The organism is Rhizobium sp. AQ_MP, from assembly GCF_014237835.1.
GTDB lineage: Bacteria > Pseudomonadota > Alphaproteobacteria > Rhizobiales > Rhizobiaceae > Allorhizobium.
Map to the genome: position 1 here is coordinate 61,746 of NZ_JACJVI010000019.1, position 17,922 is coordinate 79,667.

A 17,922-nucleotide genomic window follows, 5' to 3' on the forward strand; every position below is an offset into this window, starting at 1 on the left:
GGCGTCAAGACGGAAGGGCAGGGGCTGCGTCAGCCCGAGCGGCCCTGCAGGTTGAGGATGTGACAGACGCGCGGCAGAAGCTCGGCTTCCTTGGGGAAGCAGACGAAGAACCCCTGCACACTGTCGAAACCGAGCTGCACGGCGGTTTCCATCTGGTCTTCGTTTTCGACGCCCGCCGCCGTCACGATCATGCCGAGATCATGGCCGAGCGAGATGACATGGCGCACGATGGCCTTGTCGACCGGATTTGTGAGCGCGCTGCGCATCAGCGAATGGTCGATCTTCAGGCGCCGGAACGTATGGTCCCGCAGGGCGGCAAGACCGGCATGGGTTGCGCCGAAATTGTCCATGGCCAGCGCAAAGCCGCAGTAATGCAGCGCTTCGAGCGCCAGGCTGACGGGCTTGGCCAGCGGGCCATAGAAGGCGGGCTCCGGAACTTCGATTTCCAGCATGTCGGGCGTCAGGCCGAAGCTCTGCACCATGTCGGTGAGGCGCAGGGCGAAATCGCCGGCGCAAAGGTCGAAGGCCGTGGCATTCACACTGATGCGGCCCATGTCATGGCCTTCGGCGCGCCAGCGAGCCGCCTGACGCAAGGTGGTCGACAGCACGAAGTCACGGATCGACAGGGACAGCATGGGATCGCGAAAGACCGAGCGGAAGTCCTGCGCTGCGGCCAGGTAACCGGGTGCAATGCGCCAGCGCAAGAGCGTCTCGACGCTGTCCACTTCGCGGTGATCGACAGAATAGATGGGTTGATAGATCAGCTCGAAGCGACCGCGTTCCAGCGCGCGCTTTGCATTGTTGACCAGAACGATGTGATCCAGACTGCTGTCCAAGCTCGACCCCGTGAATTCCCGCAGGCGGCTGCGAGAATTTAAATGCATCCCCAATATATAGCAGGAAGAGTTGCTCGGAAGTGAACAAATCTCGCCGAGAAGGACGAGCTTTCGTCACTCAGTTCTTGTGTTTTGCACGAAAACGGCGGTGCTAGCGTCGAAGACTACCCAAAATTCCACGTACCAGAGCCCGGCCGACCGATGTCGCCACGGAACGCGCGGCACTCTTCATCGCCGCCTCGATCACCGTCTCGCGCTGGTAGCCGCCGGAGCGCTTGGTCGTGCGGTCACCGTCGGCATCGGCAGGCTCGTCGCCGAAGCCTGGCAGGGTCCATCTGCCGGCGGCACTGTCGCCACCCGCAGCCTTCTCTTCTGCTGCGCGCTTGGCGGCTTCTGCCTCGGCTGCCTTCTTGGCGCGGGCGTTCAGGATTTCGTAGGCCGATTCCGAATCGAGGTCGACGTCATACTGTCCTGCGACCGGGCTCAGCCCCATCACCTTCTGCCGTTCGGCATCGGTGAGCGGCCCGACCCGGCCAGACGGCGGGCGGATGAGCGTCCGCTCGACCATGGAAGGAACGCCCTTCGCCTCCAGCGTAGACACCAGCGCCTCGCCGATGCCAAGCTGGGTGATGGCGGTTGCGCAATCGAAGGCCGGGTTGGGACGGAAGGTGTCCGCCGCCGTCTTCACCGCCTTCTGCTCTCTGGGCGTATAGGCACGCAACGCATGCTGCACGCGGTTGCCGAGCTGCGCGAGCACGGTTTCCGGCACGTCGAGCGGGTTCTGCGTGACGAAATAGACGCCGACCCCCTTGGAACGGATCAGGCGAACCACCTGTTCGACCCGCTCGATCAGCACCTTCGGCGCGTCGTTGAACAGAAGGTGCGCCTCGTCGAAGAAGAAGACCAGCTTCGGTTTGTCGAGATCGCCCACTTCCGGCAGTTCCTCGAACAGTTCCGACAGCAGCCAGAGCAGGAAGGTCGCGTAAAGACGCGGGTTCATCATCAGCTTGTCGGCAGCCAGGATCGAGATCGCCCCGCGCCCGTCATGCGTCGTGCGCATGATGTCGGTGACGGCCAGCGCCGGCTCGCCAAAGAAGTTCTGCGCCCCCTGCTGCTCGAGGATCAGAAGCCCGCGTTGCAGCGTGGCAATCGAGGCCTTGGAGATCAGGCCGAACTGGCTGGAAAGCTCGGTTGCATGCTCGGCCATATAGGTGAGCAGCGCCTGCAGGTCCTTCAGATCCATCAGCGGCAACCCGCCCTGGTCGGCGATCTTGAAGGCGATGTTGAGCGCGCCTTCCTGCGCCTCCGAGGCATTCATCAGCCGTGAGAGCAGGAGCGGCCCCATCTCGGCCACCGTGGTGCGCACCCGGTGACCCTTCTCGCCATAGATATCCCAGAAGATGACCGGGAATTCCGCCGGCGCATAGTCCTTGAAGCCGATCTGCTCGACGCGTTGGGTGATCCAGTCCTTCGGCTCGCCCATGGCGGCAATGCCGGAAAGGTCACCCTTGATGTCGGCGGCAAAGACAGGAACGCCGGCCTCGGAGAAGCTTTCGGCCAGCACCTGCAGCGTCACCGTCTTGCCGGTCCCGGTCGCCCCGGTCACGATTCCATGGCGGTTGCCGTATTTCAGCGCCAGATATTCGGCCTTGTTCAGGCTGTCGTCCGGGTTGCGGCTGGTACCGAGATAGAGCGAACCTTCTTGCAGCATGCGGACGTTTCTCCCATCGTCATCCGGACTTCAGCTTGCTCTTATAGGAGGAGTGTGGAACATCGACAACGGTCGACCGTCCCGTTTCGGTACGTTCCGCTCAAGCCTGCCGGTCCTTGTCGCGTCTGATGGGGCAGCGCGGAAATGTGCGGACTTCGCCGAGCGGGGCCCTGCTGTTGAAGCGGCGGCAGTCCCCGGCATTTTTCGCCTGTTCGGGGCCGCGACGCTTGAGTTCGGTAGGAACATCCATTACGTTGACGTTAACGTCAAAATCGCCTCAGGAGGACTTCGAGAATGAGCGAAATCGTCACCCGCATCGCCGACAATGTCGGCATTTCCCCGGAAAAGGCTGAAACGGCACTGGGCATGATGCTCGGCTTCCTGCAGCGCGAAGCCGCTGACGGCCCGGTCGCCCGCATGATCGAAGCCATCCCCGGTGCAGCAGAGCTGGTTGCCAAGCACAATGGCGAAGGTTCGGGCGGCGGCGGTCTGCTCGGCGGCCTGATGAGCGCCATCGGCGGCGGCGGCATCATGGGCCTCGGCCAGCAGCTGATGTCCCAGGGCCTCGGCATGGGCGAAATCTCCACCCTCGCCAAGGAAACCATCGCCGTTGCCCGCGAATACGCCGGTGCCGAGGTGGTCGACGAAGTTGTGGCCTCCGTTCCGGGCCTGAGCCAGTTCGTCTGAGCTCAACGATAGGTTTGAAATGACAAAAGCCGCCGGGGCAACCTGGCGGCTTTTTTGCATATTGTGACAGCATGGACTGAAGCTCTGGTGCTTGCGCAGGCGGCCACCGGCACCGCTTGAGGCGATCACTGATGCAATCCTGGATTGCCGATAGACTGGCGACCATCTCCCGGATGTGCAGCGACTGCTGACCCTTCCCGTTAACACTTTCCTTCAGAAACCTCGGGCGCGCATCGTCGATGACGATGCCGTCGATAGGCGTTACTCAACTCCCCTGGGGTTCGGAATCTGCCGAGGATTAAAGCTGTTTCAGTTCCTGTTTACTCAACCGACGTTCGAGGTCGACCATCGGCTCGCCTATTGCGATTGTCATTTCCGGCAATCTGACTTGAGGCATTCAGTAACCATTAAGAGAAACGTGATGGAATGACTCAGTCGTGCTGCTGAGGATGCCGCCATGCTGAAGAACTACCTGAAGGCGAATAGGCTTGCTGAGGACTTGAATGCGATCTCGGCCTCACAGGCAATGATCTCGTTCACCCCCGACGGCACGATCCTGGATGCCAACGAGAACTTCCTGAAGACACTGGGTTATCGTCTCGACGAGATCGTCGGCAAGCATCACCGCATCTTCTGCGACGAGACAATCAGCCAGTCATCGGATTATACCCGCTTCTGGTCCGATCTTGCGGCCGGCAAGTTTCAGCACGGGCAGTTCCGCCGCCAAAGCAAGGCCGGCGCAGATGTCTGGATCGAGGCGACCTACAATCCGGTTCTGCATGGCGGGCGTGTGATTCGCGTCTTGAAAATCGCCTCCGACATCACCGCGACCAAGATCGCCGCCCTGCATGACGCCAATCGCCTCAAAGCGATCGACCAGTCGCAGGCGATCATCGAGTTCGAAGTCGACGGAACCATCGTCAACGCCAACGGCAACTTCCTGAAGGCCATGGGTTATGATCGCGATCAGATCATAGGCCAGCACCACCGCATGTTCTGTGATCCGGCTTACGTCGAAACCTCGGATTATGCCCAGTTCTGGCAACGCCTGCGCGGGGGAGAATTCATCGCCGCAAACTTCATCCGCTACGGCAAGGGTGGGCGCGAGGTCTGGATCCAGGCGGCCTATACGCCGGTCTTCGATTCCCGCGGCAAGGTCTACAAGGTCGTGAAGGTCGCGGCCGATATCACGCCTCGCATGCGCGCCGTGAAGATCATCGGTCAGGCCATCAAGCGTCTTGCCGACGGCGACCTCACCGTACGCGTCTTCGACGCTCTGGATCCGGCTTTGGAAGAGACCCGGGCGGACGTCAATACGGCGGCCGAGGCCCTGGACGAGACCATGAGCGGCATTGTCAACGCCGCGCAGGCTCTATCGGAGAATGCCGCCGTCATCAGCGACGTGTCGAACAGCATCGCCTCGAATGGCGAACGCCAGGCCGCAACCGTCGAGCAAACCGCGGCCGCCCTTGAGGAGATCAACACGACGGTCAAGGACACGACCGGCCGCACGCTCGCCACGACCCGGCTGGTCGGCGAGACGCGCTCGAATGCCGAAGCCTCCGGCATCGTCGTCACCCAGGCGACAGCGGCCATGGACGAGATTGCCGCATCCTCGCGTGAAATCGAAAACATCATCGGGGTCATCGATGAGATCGCGTTCCAGACGAACCTGCTGGCGCTGAATGCCGGAGTCGAGGCAGCCCGTGCGGGCGAGGCCGGCAAGGGTTTTGCCGTCGTGGCTCAGGAAGTCCGCGAACTCGCCCAGCGTTCGGCGAGTGCTGCCAAGGATATCAGGGGTCTGATTGCCAAATCCGCCGATGCCGTTCGCCATGGCGTCGCTCTGGTCGACAAGACCGGCCACGCGCTGAAGTCGATCGTCGACCAGGTGCAGGAGATCGACAACAACGTCGACGCGATCTCGATGGCCGCCCGCGAACAGGCGCAAGGCATTGGGGAAATCAACTCCTCGATCAACATGCTCGACAAGGTGACCCAGCAGAGTGCTGCGACCGTCGAAGAAGCCAGCGCCGCCGCCACATCGCTGGCAGACGGAGCCCGCAACCTCTACTCGCTCATCTCCCGCTTCCAGACGTCGGCTGTCTCACCGGGACAAGCGAACCGGTCACCAGGGCGTGCGGCATGATGGCATGGGCTTCGGGGTGCGTGCGGTGCGTCAGACCTGAAACCGGATCACGTATTTCGTCCCGCCATCCACCGTTCTCGTGATCTCGCCGCCCGCTTGACGGACGAAGGCGGTGACCAGCCCGGTACCGGAGCGGCGGGTCGGCTCTTCCTGGATGCCGATCCCATTGTCTTCGATGGTGAGGCTTGCGACGCCGGGCTCCATCGTTTCAAGTCTCACGCGGACCACGCCCGTTTCCCGTCCGGCAAAGGCGTGTTTGACCGCGTTGGTCAGCAGTTCGAGGGCCGCCAGCGCCAATGGTGACGCACGATCGGCGGCAATGTCGATACCCTTGGGCAGGACCGCCTCGAGCGCGATTACCCGGTCCTCCGGCAGAAGCGTTGCCGGATCGCAGGCGCGGGCAAGCAATTCGCCGAGATCGATCTTCTCGCCATGGTTCGAGCGATAGAGCAGGTCATGCACCTCGGCCAGCGCACGGACGCGCATATGCAGCGCCGCGACGTCCAAAGTGCCCCGCCGCGCCTGCATGTTGATCAGGCTGGTCACCAGAGCGAGGTTGTTTTTCACCCGGTGGTTCATCTCCCGCACCAGCTCGGCACGCTGCTGGGCAAGGTTTTCCGCCTCCACCCGTTTCAGCGCCTGCAGATCGCTCTCGCGCTGTGCCAGCATGCTGCGTCGGGCGAGATCCGTCACGATCAGCGTGAAGGCACTGATGGTGGCCATCAGGAGCCAGACGGGCAGAGCGCTGCGCAACGTGGCGGTGAAGACCTGGCCGAGGGGAACGCCGAAATTGGCCACGAGCGGCAGATCGCCCAGCCGGCTGAAGGCATAGATCCGGCGGATTCCGTCAGACACGGCCAAGGCCTCGTAGACGCCTTCATTGGCGTCGCTGATGTGTTGCCGCGCGGGTGTATCGGGTGCCAGCATGATCGGCTCGCCCGGCACCTGACGCACCAGAAGCTTGCCGTCGTCGCGCATCAGGGATGCCGCCTCGCCCTCGCGTGCAGAGACGCTGCGTAGAAACGTCCGGCTGGTATCCGTGGCGATCGAGGAAACAATGAGACCGCGGAAATCATTGGTGATGAAAGGGCTCGCCACGATGATGGCGTCTTTGCCACCAGGGCTGAGCTTGAGGCGGTCGATAAAGATCTCGTTCCCGCCCCGGATGGCATCGACATAGTCGCGTGGGCCCATCGCAACATCGACGGGAAAAAGCCGGCTGGATGCGATCACCCGTCCTTCGTCGCTGATCACCACCATGCCGAAATTGTCCGGTCTGCGTGCGTCGAGCCCCGCCAGAAAGCTGTGAAAGGCCTCCGAACGCATGAACTCGGCGGGCTCGCCGGCTGCCCGGCTGAGCGCTGCACCGTGCTTGATGATTTCGGTGTCGAACAGCCGCTGCGAATACTGGCGCACCAGGGTCACGGCATCCACGGCGTGGTCAGTGGCGATAGCCCGCTGCTCGAACCAGGCAATCCCGCCCCAACTGATGCCGCCGAGGAGCGGTATCAGAACGCTTCCGATCTGGATCGTCCGGAACCAGCGCAACACTATGTCAGGACCCCAGGCTGTCACGCAGATAAGTCCTCTGAAATGCCAATGAATAATATTCAAGAAGGTTGTTTTAGATCAGGTTGCAGGCGCCATTGCAACATTTCCGCCGGCCCGCGGCCGCCAGATCTGTTCGTGCGTTTCGGAACGAAATTCTCCCATGCACCGTTGGGCGGGGGCAGGGACACCCCCCGGAACGGAGATCATCGATGACAGAGAACGACAGCAACCACCGCGAAAACGGCGTCCGCAAGCTCGGCGATCAACCTGGCTCGTCCGCCCTTGATACAGCCTCTGCGGGCCGTGACACGAGCGAAGACGCTTCGGGTGCCGAGACACCGCAGCATGGCGGCCAGGATGCCATTCGCGAAGCCAGCCGGCTCGGCACGCCAGACGCCTATCTGGTCGACCAGGACATGGAGGATCTGGAGGAGCGTCAGGGAGAGGAGGGTCCCGATGGCCGCCCGTCGCCGCTTGCCAATGCCGACAACCCGGAGCGCTGAAGGTCTTCCGGGGAGATCCAGAACAGGTGTCCCGGCCGCGCCACGAAGGAGATAGACCGTGGACATCCAGGACATGCTGTTTTAGGGCTGGCCGGGCATCGCGCGAACCCTGCTCGTTGGCACGCTTGCCTATGCCACACTTCATCAGCGCGCTTCGCTCCAACGGCATCGCGAGGCTGGATCAGGTGGCAGCCGTTGTCCTCGAAAGTGACGGCACGCTCAGCATCATCGGAGAGACGCGCAGCTGATCAGCTGGGGGAGGTCGGGCCGGTGTCTTGTCCGGTCTTGCCGTGATGCAGGCTCTGCTCGCCCGGCCTGCCCTGCCAGGGCCATCGGCCGGAAATCTCCACCTCCAGAGACAGGCTCAGAAACGTCCTGATCACGACGATGATCGCAAGCACCACCACGGAATCAAGGCTCGGCTCCACGGCGACCGTGTTGATGATGTCGCCGGCCACCATCAGTTCAAGTCCGAGCAGGATGGCGCGCCCCATTCCCGCACGCAATTCACCATAGGACGACAGACTGCGGGGTGCCGTCAGGTATCTGATCCCCGCAACGGCAATTCCGACGACGATCACCGCGACACCGACCGCTTCGATGGCCCGGGTGATGATGTGCATGATGCTGGCAAACTCCATGAGCCCGGCTCCCTTCATGGTTCTGAACGCCCGGGCCGCCGATCGGTTGCGGGGATTGTGCCGGCTCTCGGGCACCTTTCGCCGCGTCGCGCGTTGACGAGGCGAACCCACCCATCACGGACAAGCAGGAGAGCCAGATGCAGGATTTCGATCTCAGCGCAATGACCGAAGACGAGCTCGACCGGTTGATCGCCAACGCGACCGCCGAGCGCCGCACGCGCGCAAACCCGGATGAACGGAGCGCCGCCGCAGACGGCGTCCGCGGCCAGGACGTCAACGATCCCGATCACGGCGCCATCACCACGCCCGCGCCGCATCAGGTTAGGGAGCATGGGCCTGAGGGCCTGCAGCCCGGCGCTCGCGTTGAGGGAACCCGGGTGATCGATGCCGACGATGCCGCCGGTGCCGACATCGAGCACGCCGCCCGCCGCGTGGTCTGATCGCGCTGTCTGACGAGGTTGGAGGGACGCACCGCTCGATGCGGGCGTCCCTTGTTGGCAGCCGGGACAGGCGGGCTGAAGCGCCGGATGCAAATGCGGAAGGAACCAGTCTGTCATGACAGCCGGTTCGGCCAGATTGCCAGTCCGCTTGCGGCAGGTTAGACCGGCCTTGTGATCACAGCTCTTGCCGCTTATCTCGCGCTCTTCCTGGCAGCCTTTCTCGCCGCGACCATCGTGCCGGCGCAGTCAGAGGCGGTGCTTGTCGGCCTGATCCTCGCGCAGGATCAGCCGGTCATGCTGCTGCTCCTCGTCGCCACGGCGGGCAATGTCCTGGGCTCTGTGGTCAACTGGCTGCTCGGCCGTTTCATCGAGCATTTCCGTGACCGCCCCTGGTTTCCGGTGCCGCCGGCAAAGCTTGCCCGCGCGGAAGCCTGGTATCGCCGCTTCGGCATCTGGTCCCTGCTGTTGTCCTGGGTTCCGATCATAGGCGATCCGCTGACCGTCATTGCCGGCGTGCTGCGCACGCCCTTCCTGACTTTTCTCCTCCTGGTCACCGTCGCGAAGGCAGGCCGTTATCTCGCACTTGCCGCCATCACTCTCGGCCTGACCTGAGGTCGGCGTCTACGCCTTTCTCTCGGCGACGGACATCTGCCGGGGATGCGGCCGCATGGCGCCTTCGCCGGTCAGCAGGGGCATGTCGCCGCAGGCAATGCGATTTCGGCCTGCGGCCTTCGCCTGGTAGAGAGCGCGATCCGCCCGCGCCAGCACCCGTTCGGCACTCTCGCCGGCTTCGGCTGTCACCAGGCCGGCGCTGAAGGTAATGCCGATCCCATCGATATTGAGCCCCCGCGCATCACCAAGCAGTCCGTCGAGACGCCGAAGGGCCTCCAGCCGGCTGCAATCGGGCAGTAGGATCGCGAATTCCTCTCCGCCCAGTCGCCCGGCAAGGCCCGGTGCGTGCTGCTGCAGACATTGCGCCATCGCCAGCAGCACCGCATCGCCCCGATCATGCCCGTGCTGGTCGTTGATTTGCTTGAAGTGGTCGAGATCGATCATCGCCAGGTGGAGCTGCCCCTTGCCGCGCTCCCCGCGCATTTCCGCAAAACGTGCCAGAAAGCCCCGGCGGTTGAGAAGTCGCGTCAGCGAGTCCGTACCCGAGAGGCGTCGATAGGTCTCCTTGGCCTCGAAGAGCTTGCCGTAGGAGGACATGACGATGATGTTGAGCATCGAGCCGACCACGGCGGTGACACCGCTGGCTACAGCGAATTCGGCAAAGCCGGTGGCCGCGAAGTAGTCGAGCGGCAGGCCGGCGAACGAGATCGCCCCACACAGGAGCGCCGTCACCACGTAATCGATGGTCCGCGGCAGCAGCAGGGCCGCATGCATCAGGATCAGGGCGACGATCAGGAACCGCCAGTAGTCGCCTTGGGAGCCGAGTGTGTCGAGAAACATCCGGAACGCCAGCGTGATGGCGAGCACGCCGAGTCCGCCGAAGATCCGGAAGGTCAGGAAATGCCGTGTGCGCATCGCCATGACCCAGCAAAGGCAGATCGGCATGATCGAGGCGATGTGGGACAGGCTGCCGAACTCCCCAGTCTCGGGTCGAAGCAGCCGACCAAACAGCAGCACCAGCACGGAAGCCGTGGCTGCGATGTTGATCTGCAGATGGAACGGCCGCTCTTCGGCGAGATTGAACATCAGAGGTGCTCGTCAATCGATGATAAAAAATGATTCTTGCAAACGTATGGGCAATATCATCCCTTATCGGGCGGCCAAGGCAATATCTGGAATTTATGTTATTGAAAAAAACAAGTGATGCCGGCCCGCGCAAAGTGCTGGGGGCCGGGCTGCTTCCGATCCCCGGCGAGAACCGGGGAATTCGGCCCGCAGCAGCAGGCAGCGGTCATGCGGTGATCTTCACCCCGGCTTCAAGAGCCGCCGCGATCAATGCCTTGCGACCGTCTTCTTCCTTGGCCTTTCCCTGTGCCACGGCGGCAAGCACCAGCAGGGCCTTGTCGAGAGCCTCGCCGTCTTCCTCCGGCCAGTCTTCGATCAGCGCCCAGGAGGCGCCGAGCGCGCTGTCGACCACGACATCCTCACCCTCTTCGCCGATCCCGTGCAGGATCACGGGCTTGCTCCAGGTCTTGCGCATCGGTCTCACTTTCTCGCCGTCTTCGCCACCGCAGGGTTCGGGGCATTCGTCGCGCCTCCATAACCGACAATACGCCCCAACGCCACGCTCTCTGATGCCGATCGGCTGAGGTCAGAACGGATCAAGCAGATCCCTGACCTTTCCTTTCGCAGATCATCGTCAGCGGTCGGAGGGTTTCGCCGTTGTCTCCGGGCCAGTCCGGCAGGTGTCCAGGATCAAGCCTTCCAGCGAGGAAAACACCATGTCCGGGGCAAGATCTGCATACTCCTCCGGTGCGCCGGAACGATTGATCCAGTGGCAGGTAAAGCCAAAGGCCTTGGCTCCCGCAATGTCCCAGCGGTTGGACGACTGGAAGGCGATATCGGGTGCGGCGAGCCTGTAGGTCGAGGTGACCAGCGCATAGGCCGCCGGCGCCGTCTTGTAGATCTTCAAGGGATCGATCGAGAATACGTCGTCGATGAATGCCCCTATGCCGGCAGTCTCGACCGCTTCCTTGAGCATCTCCGGCGTGCCGTTGGACAGGATGGCGATCCGGGCTCCGGTCTCGCGCAGCTTTGCCAGAACCGTCGGCACTTCCACGAAACAGTCGAGCTTGCGATAGGCGTTGAGCAGATCGGCCCGCAGCGACCTGTCGACATCCGGAAACCGGCCGAGACAGAAGTCGAGCGCATCCTCGGTCAGCGCGCGAAAATCCCGATACTGACCCATCAGGCTCGTCACCCAGGTATATTCCAGCTGCTTCACCCGCCAGAGATCAGAGAAAGCCTGTGCATCCGGCCCGATTGCCTCGGCATGCCGGCGCACCGCCGCATGCACGTCGAACAACGTGCCATAGGCATCGAAGACATAGGCTTGCCGCCCGTCCTTGAGCCCGTGCTTGCGCCTACCCTCATCCTGCAATGCGATTGCGTCCGTCATGAAGCGTCCTCCCGAGGGGGAGGGTAGGGCGCGGGCCCCCGAGCTTCAAGCGCTGATGGATCGGCACCCGCAGGGACGATCCCGAGGCCGAGGCCCGTCAGCTCCGCCGCGCCGCGAGCCGGCCCCGGTCGTGTTCAACGGTCGAAAAGCCGCGCGTCGTCAGCCGGAACTGCCGCTTCTGAAACTCGCCGCGCACCTCGATCAACCCTTGCTCCTCGGCCTCTGCCAGCGTCTTCAGGCTCGTGCCCTTCGGCGGTGTCTGCCAGTCCCGGCCCTGAGCCGCATGCAGCAATACCATGATCTTGATCATCGGGGTCTTCCCTGGGATGCCCGCTGCATCCGTAGCCGCAGATCGCTGCAGCCGAAGGATCAGTGCGAGACCCGCAAATATCTGATGTGTTTGGGGGAGCTATGCCTGAGCTTTCTGCGGGTGTCGATCTGAAAGCGCTGTTTTCGCCCTTCCTGTCAGGACCTCGTCCGCAGCCAGTCCTTCAGGGCGGCATTGATCCGCGATTGCCAGCCAGGCCCATCTGCGCGGAAGGCATCGATGACCTCCTGATCGAGCCGGATCGTGGTTGAAACCTTGGTTGTCGAGCTTTTCGGTCGCCCGCTGCGAACTGGCGCGGCGCTGAACTTCTCCACCCAGGGACTTGTCGACAGATCCGGCGCCTCGTCGTCAATGTCCGAGAAGTCGTCCGGAGTAGATGGCGTATTCGCGGTCATTTGCTTTCCTCATGCTGATGATCCGGAGGGCCGGATCACGATGCGTCCAGATCATGACGACCATCCGCCGATCCAGCAGTCCGATGGTCATGAAGCGTACTTCTCCATAGTCACGCCGGTCGTCCTGTATCGTCAGGTGGGGCCCCGCAAAGACCTCGTCTGCCCGCGCGAAGTCCAATCCTCGCTCGTTCAGCGCCTTGAGGCGCTTATCCGGATCGAAAACAATATCCATTATTGTTACTACGAAAAATAGGAAGAGACCAGCAGAAAATATTGAAAACACTACCTTGTCGCGCATGCGTGGGCAAGGCACACGTATTTACCCACCAAGATCCTGGTCGATCTCCGTCAGCGCCCGGTCCACATGCCCCTCGAACACCAGCGTCTCTTCCTCCGTGATGATCAGGATTTCCGGCGCGCCGCGCACTTTGACATGCTGCGATTGCGCCAGCCCCTCATCGAGGCCGCGGGTCAAGAGATCCATGAAGCGCGTGCCGGGGCCGGTGATCGCGATCGGCATCGTTTCTTCGGCAAGGCTCAGCATGCGCGACAGCCCCTGGCCGAGCGCCAGTCCCGCCTGCCGGAAGGCATATTCCGAGGCCCGGTGTCCCTGCCGGGCGCGGGTGGCGATCTTTTCCATCTCGGCGAGCGGCACGAACTTCGCCGGGATCGTGTCGGGCGGCACTTCAAACGCCATGCGCAGGATGCCGTAGAAGCCAGCAGAAGCCTCGATGCAGCCGATCGCCCCGCAGCGGCAGAGCTTGCCATCGCTCGCATGCAGCATGTGGCCGAAATTCGGCGCCCTGATTTCCAGGTCGCCATGCTGGTCGCGATAGGCAATCCCGAGCCCGATCGAATGGCCGAGCGAGAGCGTGGCAAGCGAGGCGAGCGGCGCGCCCCTGTTCTTTTCCAGCCTGAGTGCCAGCGCATGGGTGACCAGCAGGCTCTCGTTGAAGAGATGGATGCGGCTGCCGCCGAAGCCCGTCAACGCGGTCTCGAAGTCGAGCTCCTGATAGCCGAACACCGGCGACCAGAGGAGCTTTGCCCCCTCGCGATGAACGAGACCCTTGCTGGAGATCGAGATGATCGAGATCGCTGAGGCCGGCAGGCGCGAGCGCTGGATGAGCCGCTCGATCGCGGCCCGGAACCCGTCGAGGAACCGCTTCGGAGACTCCGTTCCCTGTTCGCGCGCCTCCTCGAATCGGTCGATCATCGTGCCGCGATAATCGGCGAGCGAATACTGCACGGCATGCGATGAGATCCTGACGGCGATGACATGGGCGGCACTGCGCTTGCGGGCAAACAGCGCCCGTGGCCGCCCGCGCTGGCCGGCATTGGCCACCTCGCGCCGTTCCAGGAGACCATTTTTCTCGAGATGCGAGGTAATTGCCGAGACGGTGGCCGAAGAGAGGCCCGTCGCGGTGGATAGGTCGGTATGCGCAAGCGGCCCGTCGCGCCTGAGCACCTTGAGCACAAGCCCGTTGTTCTGGTGGCGAACGGCCTCTGTGCTCGCCCTAGGACTGGCTGTCATGATGGGCTTGTCGCCCGGTTTCGTGTGGTCCACCGCATGCTCCTCCCAAAGCATTTGGCAACTGTCTTTGCAAGCCTCCCCCGGCCCGTGTTGACAGGGTGAGAATCTTCTGACAGTTATTTTCTCGACTGTCGAGAAAAACCATTGGACGGGGGTCCATGGGGTAAGGGCAGTTTCGCAGCGGGTCGTTCGGTAGGGAGGTCTTCCGGCGGTCCGCTTTCACCTTGGGAGGTTTTAAAATGAAATCCGTTATGAAGCTGATGGCAGCGACTGCCGTCATCGTGAGCCTGCATTCTGTCGCCAATGCCGAAGGTCTGACCGTCGGCGTGTCCTGGTCGAACTTCCAGGAAGAGCGTTGGAAGACGGACGAGGCCGCGATCAAGGCAGCCCTTGAAGCCGCCGGCAACAAGTACATTTCCGCTGACGCCCAGACGTCGCCGGCCAAGCAGCTGACCGACATCGAAAGCCTGATCGCCCAGGGTGCAAACGCCCTGATCGTTCTGGCGCAGGATTCGGAAGCCATCGGCCCGGCCATCGAAAAGGCCGTTGCTGAAGGTATCCCGGTCATCGGTTACGACCGTCTGATCGAAAACCCCGACGCCTACTACATCACCTTCGACAACAAGGAAGTAGGCCGCATGCAGGCGCGCGAAGTCTTCAAGGCAAAGCCGGAAGGCAACTACGTCTTCATCAAGGGCGCGTCCACCGACCCGAACTCCGACTTCCTCTATTCCGGTCAGATGGAAGTGCTGAAGGAAGCCATGGACGCCGGCAAGATCAAGAACGTCGGTGAAGCCTACACGGACGGCTGGAAGCCGGAAGCTGCCCAGAAGAACATGGAGCAGTTCCTGACCGCCAACAACAACAAGGTCGATGCAGTCGTTTCCTCGAACGACGGTATGGCCGGCGGTGTCGTGGCAGCGCTTGAAGCCCAGGGTCTCGCCGGTTCCGTTCCGGTCTCCGGCCAGGACGGCGACAAGGCCGCTCTGAACCGCGTTGCTCTCGGCACCCAGACCGTATCCGTCTGGAAGGACAGCCGCGAACTCGGCAAGAAGGCCGGTGAAGTGGCAAGCGAACTCGCTGCTGGCAAGTCCATGGACGAGATCGCAGGCACCGTGAAGTTCTCCGGCGGCCCGAAGGGCGTTGAAATGAACTCCTACTTCATCGCTCCGCTGCCGATCACCAAGGAAAACCTCAACGTCGTCATCGACGCTGGCTGGATCTCCAAGGAGGAGGCCTGCCAGGGCGTTGCCGCCGGTTCGGTTGCTGCCTGCAACTGATCGAGTGACTGACCTTTAGAGCTTGAGCCGGAACGCCGCAGCCTTTTGTGCTGCGGCGTTTCGACTGATCGAGAGCATCGCGGCAGGATTGGATCGACGGTTTTAAGGGGCCGCCGTTCCTCGATGATCCGCACACGATAATGAGACATGCCTCGATCCGCATGGCGGGCCAAAGCCCGCAAGTCCGCGCAAGGCGCGGCCCTTCGCAAGCCGACAAACGACTGGGGAGAATAATTCGTATGGCGGATCACAGCCTTGCCACGCCCGCGCATGGAGCCCGGGCTTCCAATGTTTCAGCGCTGAAGCGCTTCTTTCAAGCCACCGAGATCGACACGCGCCTGCTCGGCATGGTCATTGCGCTCGGCCTCATCTGGATCGGCTTCGACATCCTGTCGAACGGCCTGTTCCTGACGCCGCGAAATCTCTGGAACCTTTCGGTCCAGGCAGCCTCCGTCTCGGTCATGGCGACCGGCATGGTGCTGGTCATCGTCACCCGCAACATCGACCTCTCGGTCGGCTCCATTCTCGGCTTTGTCGGCATGATCATGGGCGTGTTGCAGGCCCGCATCCTTCCGCCGATCATTGGCTTCGAACATCCGATGATGTGGATCATCGCGCTTGGCGCCGGCATTCTCGTCGGCACCGCCATCGGCGCCTTCCATGGCGCGATCATTGCCTTCCTCGGCGTGCCCGCCTTCATCGTCACCCTCGGCGGCCTGCTCGTCTGGCGCGGTGCGGCCTGGATGGTCACCTCGGGCGCAACCGTTGCCCCGATGGACACCACCTACCGCCTGATGGGCGGTGGCGCGGATGGATCGATCGGGGTGACCGCCAGCTGGATCGTCGGCGTCGTCGCCTGCCTGATGATCGTCCTGTCGATCTTGAACACCCGCAAGCAGCGCCGCCGCTTCGGCTTCCCGCTGCGTCCGCTCTGGGCCGAATATTTCCTCGTCGCTTCGGGCTGCGTGGCGATCCTCGGCGCCGTCTGGGTCGCCAACAGCTATTACATGCCGGTGAACCTCGCCCGCAAATATGCCGAAGCCAACGGCATCGCCTGGCCGGAAGGCGGCCTGCAGATCGGTCTCGGCATCGCCGTCCCGGTTCTGATCGCCATCGGCATCGCCATGGTCATGGCCTTCATCACAAACCGCACCCGCTTCGGCCGCTATGTCTTCGCGATCGGCGGCAACCCGGAAGCGGCCGAACTCGCCGGCATCAAGGTGAAGTGGGTCACCGTCAAGCTGTTTGCGCTGATGGGCGCGCTCTGCGCCATCGCCGCCGCCATCTCGACCGCCCGCCTCAATGCCGCGACCAATGCCCAGGGCACGCTCGACGAGCTCTACACCATCGCCGCAGCCGTCATCGGCGGCACCTCGCTTGCCGGCGGTGTCGGCACCATCGCCGGCGCCATGCTCGGCGCCATCGTCATGCAATCACTGAACTCGGGCATGGTTCTGCTCGGTCTCGACACACCGCTCCAGAGCATCGTCATCGGTATCGTGCTCGTCGTCGCGGTCTGGCTCGACACCGTCTACCGCTCGCGTGCGAAGTAAGGGGAGTTGAACTCATGTCTGAAAAACGCACCCCCCTCGTGGAAATGCGCAATGTTTCCATTTCCTTCGGCGGCATTCACGCCGTCGACGATGCCTCGATCGACCTCTTCCCGGGCGAAGTCGTGGCGCTGCTGGGCCATAACGGTGCCGGCAAGTCGACCCTGATCAAGATCCTCTCCGGCGCCTACAAGCGCGACAACGGCGATATCCTGGTCCGCGGCGAGTTTGCCGACATCAACAACCCGCGCGACGCCAAGAAATACGGTATCGAGACGATCTACCAGACGCTCGCCGTCGCCGATAACGTCGATGCCGCCGCCAACCTCTATCTCGGCCGCGAGCTGCGCACCGCCTGGGGCACGCTCGACGACGTCGCGATGGAAGCCAAGGCGCGTGAAGTCATGGGGCGCTTGAACCCCAACTTCCAGCGCTTCAAGGAGCCGGTCAAGGCACTCTCGGGCGGTCAGCGCCAGTCGGTGGCGATTGCGCGTGCAATCCTCTTCGACGCCCAGATCCTGATCATGGACGAACCGACGGCCGCCTTGGGCCCGCAGGAAACCGCCCAGGTCGGCGATCTCATCCAGCAGCTGAAGAAGGATGGCATCGGCATCTTCCTGATCAGCCACGACATCCACGACGTCTTCGACCTCGCCGACCGCGTCTTCGTCATGAAGAACGGCCGCGTCGTGGGCCATGCCCGCACCGAAGATGTCACCAAGGACGAAGTCTTGGGCATGATCATCCTCGGCAAGTGCCCCCCCGGCGCAATCCCAGGCCCAGGCGCCATGCAGACGGCGTGAGCGGCGACAATCGTTCGAACAAGCTTAAGGGGGCCGCGGCCCCCTTTTCTATTGGGGGCAGGGGGGGCTGTGAGGTTGGGGAAGGGGGCGAGATGGAGGCTTCCGCTTTGCGCCAATAGGAGACATGGACCACTTCGAGGGTGCAGGCTGGAATGGGGCCGGGAGCGGACCATCCTGTCCCGGAAGTCGGGGATGATATAGCTGACATTGTAGCGCGCGACCTCCATGACCGCTTCCGACTGCATTGCGGTCATAAAAATGTCCTCAGCGCGCGTTGGAAAGCCGACGCCAACAAAGAAGTTTTCGCGCCTGTTACGGCGCATCGACGGTCGAGATGCCGCCATCGATCGGCAATTCGATACCCGTCGTGAACGTCGCATCGAAGCCCAGGAACAGAGCGGCGGCGGCGATCTCCTCGACGGTGCCGTGGCGCTTCATCGGAGTGGCGAG

The 17,922-nt window shown here is 62.7% G+C and carries 21 protein-coding genes; 9 read left to right on the forward strand and 12 right to left on the reverse strand.

Annotation, left to right across the window (positions count from 1 at the left end):
* Nucleotides 1–29: 29 nt before the first annotated feature.
* Together H6M51_RS21145 and H6M51_RS21150 are read right to left on the reverse strand one after the other, a co-directional pair.
* Entirely contained in the window at nucleotides 30–836 is an 807-nt protein-coding gene (locus H6M51_RS21145) for an EAL domain-containing protein (RefSeq protein ID WP_246780621.1), read from the reverse strand.
* Nucleotides 837–987: 151 nt separating this feature from the next.
* On the reverse strand, nucleotides 988–2,547 hold the full coding sequence (locus H6M51_RS21150; RefSeq protein WP_185811789.1) for a helicase HerA-like C-terminal domain-containing protein: 1,560 nt from the start codon (nucleotides 2,545–2,547) through the stop codon (nucleotides 988–990).
* A gap of 294 nt (nucleotides 2,548–2,841) precedes the next feature.
* On the opposite strand from H6M51_RS21150, the gene H6M51_RS21155 reads away from it, so the two are divergent.
* Nucleotides 2,842–3,234 carry a hypothetical protein gene (locus tag H6M51_RS21155; RefSeq protein WP_185811790.1) on the forward strand — a complete coding sequence of 131 codons (393 nt, stop codon included), beginning with the start codon at nucleotides 2,842–2,844 and terminating at the stop codon, nucleotides 3,232–3,234.
* 457 nt (nucleotides 3,235–3,691) lie between these two features.
* Nucleotides 3,692–5,380 (forward strand): PAS domain-containing methyl-accepting chemotaxis protein, encoded by a 1,689-nt coding sequence (locus H6M51_RS21160; protein WP_185811791.1) that lies wholly within the window; start codon nucleotides 3,692–3,694, stop codon nucleotides 5,378–5,380.
* A gap of 30 nt (nucleotides 5,381–5,410) precedes the next feature.
* Here the strand turns inward: H6M51_RS21160 and H6M51_RS25000 are convergent, their stop codons facing one another.
* A complete protein-coding gene (locus tag H6M51_RS25000; RefSeq protein ID WP_185811792.1) occupies nucleotides 5,411–6,955 on the reverse strand; it encodes a histidine kinase dimerization/phosphoacceptor domain -containing protein in 1,545 nt (514 codons plus the stop codon).
* Nucleotides 6,956–7,140: 185 nt separating this feature from the next.
* Between H6M51_RS25000 and H6M51_RS21170 the strand changes: the two genes are divergently transcribed.
* Both H6M51_RS21170 and H6M51_RS25005 read left to right on the forward strand, forming a co-directional pair.
* The gene (locus H6M51_RS21170; RefSeq protein ID WP_185811793.1) at nucleotides 7,141–7,434 is read left to right on the forward strand and encodes a hypothetical protein; all 294 of its coding nucleotides are present in this window, start codon (nucleotides 7,141–7,143) and stop codon (nucleotides 7,432–7,434) included.
* A gap of 26 nt (nucleotides 7,435–7,460) precedes the next feature.
* Nucleotides 7,461–7,682, forward strand: a complete 222-nt coding sequence (locus tag H6M51_RS25005) for a YetF domain-containing protein (RefSeq protein ID WP_348644552.1) — start codon at nucleotides 7,461–7,463, stop codon at nucleotides 7,680–7,682.
* Here H6M51_RS25005 and H6M51_RS21175 read toward each other — a convergent pair whose 3' ends face one another.
* On the reverse strand, nucleotides 7,683–8,075 hold the full coding sequence (locus H6M51_RS21175) for a DUF1622 domain-containing protein (protein ID WP_185811794.1): 393 nt from the start codon (nucleotides 8,073–8,075) through the stop codon (nucleotides 7,683–7,685).
* A gap of 137 nt (nucleotides 8,076–8,212) precedes the next feature.
* Between H6M51_RS21175 and H6M51_RS21180 the strand changes: the two genes are divergently transcribed.
* The gene (locus tag H6M51_RS21180) at nucleotides 8,213–8,515 is read left to right on the forward strand and encodes a hypothetical protein (protein WP_185811795.1); all 303 of its coding nucleotides are present in this window, start codon (nucleotides 8,213–8,215) and stop codon (nucleotides 8,513–8,515) included.
* 174 nt (nucleotides 8,516–8,689) lie between these two features.
* On the forward strand, nucleotides 8,690–9,127 hold the full coding sequence (locus H6M51_RS21185; protein ID WP_185811806.1) for a YqaA family protein: 438 nt from the start codon (nucleotides 8,690–8,692) through the stop codon (nucleotides 9,125–9,127).
* Between the two features lie 9 nt (nucleotides 9,128–9,136).
* On the opposite strand, the gene H6M51_RS21190 is transcribed toward H6M51_RS21185, so the two are convergent.
* From H6M51_RS21190 to H6M51_RS21220, 7 genes are all read right to left on the reverse strand, one after another.
* Nucleotides 9,137–10,213: a GGDEF domain-containing protein gene (locus H6M51_RS21190; protein ID WP_185811796.1), complete on the reverse strand. Its 1,077-nt coding sequence runs from the start codon at nucleotides 10,211–10,213 to the stop codon at nucleotides 9,137–9,139.
* Nucleotides 10,214–10,418: 205 nt separating this feature from the next.
* Complete coding sequence (locus H6M51_RS21195; RefSeq protein WP_185811797.1) at nucleotides 10,419–10,667, reverse strand: DUF982 domain-containing protein; 249 nt, start codon at nucleotides 10,665–10,667, stop codon at nucleotides 10,419–10,421.
* Between the two features lie 159 nt (nucleotides 10,668–10,826).
* A complete protein-coding gene (locus H6M51_RS21200; RefSeq protein WP_185811798.1) occupies nucleotides 10,827–11,585 on the reverse strand; it encodes a haloacid dehalogenase type II in 759 nt (252 codons plus the stop codon).
* Nucleotides 11,586–11,682: 97 nt separating this feature from the next.
* The gene (locus tag H6M51_RS21205; protein ID WP_246780623.1) at nucleotides 11,683–11,895 is read right to left on the reverse strand and encodes a hypothetical protein; all 213 of its coding nucleotides are present in this window, start codon (nucleotides 11,893–11,895) and stop codon (nucleotides 11,683–11,685) included.
* Nucleotides 11,896–12,050: 155 nt separating this feature from the next.
* Entirely contained in the window at nucleotides 12,051–12,308 is a 258-nt protein-coding gene (locus H6M51_RS21210) for a BrnA antitoxin family protein (protein ID WP_185811799.1), read from the reverse strand.
* Complete coding sequence (locus H6M51_RS21215; RefSeq protein ID WP_348644553.1) at nucleotides 12,262–12,606, reverse strand: BrnT family toxin; 345 nt, start codon at nucleotides 12,604–12,606, stop codon at nucleotides 12,262–12,264. Before H6M51_RS21215 ends, H6M51_RS21210 begins: the two co-directional genes overlap by 47 nt.
* A 21-nt stretch (nucleotides 12,607–12,627) precedes the next feature.
* Entirely contained in the window at nucleotides 12,628–13,839 is a 1,212-nt protein-coding gene (locus tag H6M51_RS21220; protein ID WP_185811809.1) for an ROK family transcriptional regulator, read from the reverse strand.
* Nucleotides 13,840–14,078: 239 nt separating this feature from the next.
* On the opposite strand from H6M51_RS21220, the gene xylF reads away from it, so the two are divergent.
* The 3 genes from xylF (at nucleotide 14,079) to H6M51_RS21235 (ending at nucleotide 17,472) form a co-directional block, all read left to right on the forward strand.
* A complete protein-coding gene (gene xylF, locus H6M51_RS21225) occupies nucleotides 14,079–15,119 on the forward strand; it encodes a D-xylose ABC transporter substrate-binding protein (RefSeq protein ID WP_185811800.1) in 1,041 nt (346 codons plus the stop codon).
* 239 nt (nucleotides 15,120–15,358) lie between these two features.
* Entirely contained in the window at nucleotides 15,359–16,672 is a 1,314-nt protein-coding gene (locus tag H6M51_RS21230; RefSeq protein ID WP_185811801.1) for a sugar ABC transporter permease, read from the forward strand.
* Between the two features lie 14 nt (nucleotides 16,673–16,686).
* Complete coding sequence (locus H6M51_RS21235) at nucleotides 16,687–17,472, forward strand: ATP-binding cassette domain-containing protein (RefSeq protein ID WP_185811802.1); 786 nt, start codon at nucleotides 16,687–16,689, stop codon at nucleotides 17,470–17,472.
* Nucleotides 17,473–17,784: 312 nt separating this feature from the next.
* On the opposite strand, the gene H6M51_RS21240 is transcribed toward H6M51_RS21235, so the two are convergent.
* Nucleotides 17,785–17,910 carry a hypothetical protein gene (locus tag H6M51_RS21240; protein ID WP_407073604.1) on the reverse strand — a complete coding sequence of 42 codons (126 nt, stop codon included), beginning with the start codon at nucleotides 17,908–17,910 and terminating at the stop codon, nucleotides 17,785–17,787.
* Nucleotides 17,911–17,922 lie beyond the last annotated feature (12 nt).

What these genes read in the sequence shown, in the direction of transcription:
- H6M51_RS21195 (WP_185811797.1), bottom strand. Translation starts at nt 10,667, where the DNA reads ATGCGCAAGACCTGGAGCAAGCCCGTGATCCTGCACGGGATCGGCGAA.
- H6M51_RS21215 (WP_348644553.1), bottom strand. Translation starts at nt 12,606, where the DNA reads ATGCGCGACAAGGTAGTGTTTTCAATATTTTCTGCTGGTCTCTTCCTA.
- H6M51_RS21150 (WP_185811789.1), bottom strand. Translation starts at nt 2,547, where the DNA reads ATGCTGCAAGAAGGTTCGCTCTATCTCGGTACCAGCCGCAACCCGGAC.
- H6M51_RS21240 (WP_407073604.1), bottom strand. Translation starts at nt 17,910, where the DNA reads ATGAAGCGCCACGGCACCGTCGAGGAGATCGCCGCCGCCGCTCTGTTC.
- H6M51_RS21175 (WP_185811794.1), bottom strand. Translation starts at nt 8,075, where the DNA reads ATGGAGTTTGCCAGCATCATGCACATCATCACCCGGGCCATCGAAGCG.
- H6M51_RS21200 (WP_185811798.1), bottom strand. Translation starts at nt 11,585, where the DNA reads ATGACGGACGCAATCGCATTGCAGGATGAGGGTAGGCGCAAGCACGGG.
- xylF (WP_185811800.1), top strand. Translation starts at nt 14,079, where the DNA reads ATGAAATCCGTTATGAAGCTGATGGCAGCGACTGCCGTCATCGTGAGC.
- H6M51_RS21205 (WP_246780623.1), bottom strand. Translation starts at nt 11,895, where the DNA reads ATGATCAAGATCATGGTATTGCTGCATGCGGCTCAGGGCCGGGACTGG.
- H6M51_RS21160 (WP_185811791.1), top strand. Translation starts at nt 3,692, where the DNA reads ATGCTGAAGAACTACCTGAAGGCGAATAGGCTTGCTGAGGACTTGAAT.
- H6M51_RS21170 (WP_185811793.1), top strand. Translation starts at nt 7,141, where the DNA reads ATGACAGAGAACGACAGCAACCACCGCGAAAACGGCGTCCGCAAGCTC.
- H6M51_RS21190 (WP_185811796.1), bottom strand. Translation starts at nt 10,213, where the DNA reads ATGTTCAATCTCGCCGAAGAGCGGCCGTTCCATCTGCAGATCAACATC.
- H6M51_RS21210 (WP_185811799.1), bottom strand. Translation starts at nt 12,308, where the DNA reads ATGACCGCGAATACGCCATCTACTCCGGACGACTTCTCGGACATTGAC.
- H6M51_RS21180 (WP_185811795.1), top strand. Translation starts at nt 8,213, where the DNA reads ATGCAGGATTTCGATCTCAGCGCAATGACCGAAGACGAGCTCGACCGG.
- H6M51_RS21220 (WP_185811809.1), bottom strand. Translation starts at nt 13,839, where the DNA reads ATGACAGCCAGTCCTAGGGCGAGCACAGAGGCCGTTCGCCACCAGAAC.
- H6M51_RS21235 (WP_185811802.1), top strand. Translation starts at nt 16,687, where the DNA reads ATGTCTGAAAAACGCACCCCCCTCGTGGAAATGCGCAATGTTTCCATT.
- H6M51_RS21230 (WP_185811801.1), top strand. Translation starts at nt 15,359, where the DNA reads ATGGCGGATCACAGCCTTGCCACGCCCGCGCATGGAGCCCGGGCTTCC.
- H6M51_RS21155 (WP_185811790.1), top strand. Translation starts at nt 2,842, where the DNA reads ATGAGCGAAATCGTCACCCGCATCGCCGACAATGTCGGCATTTCCCCG.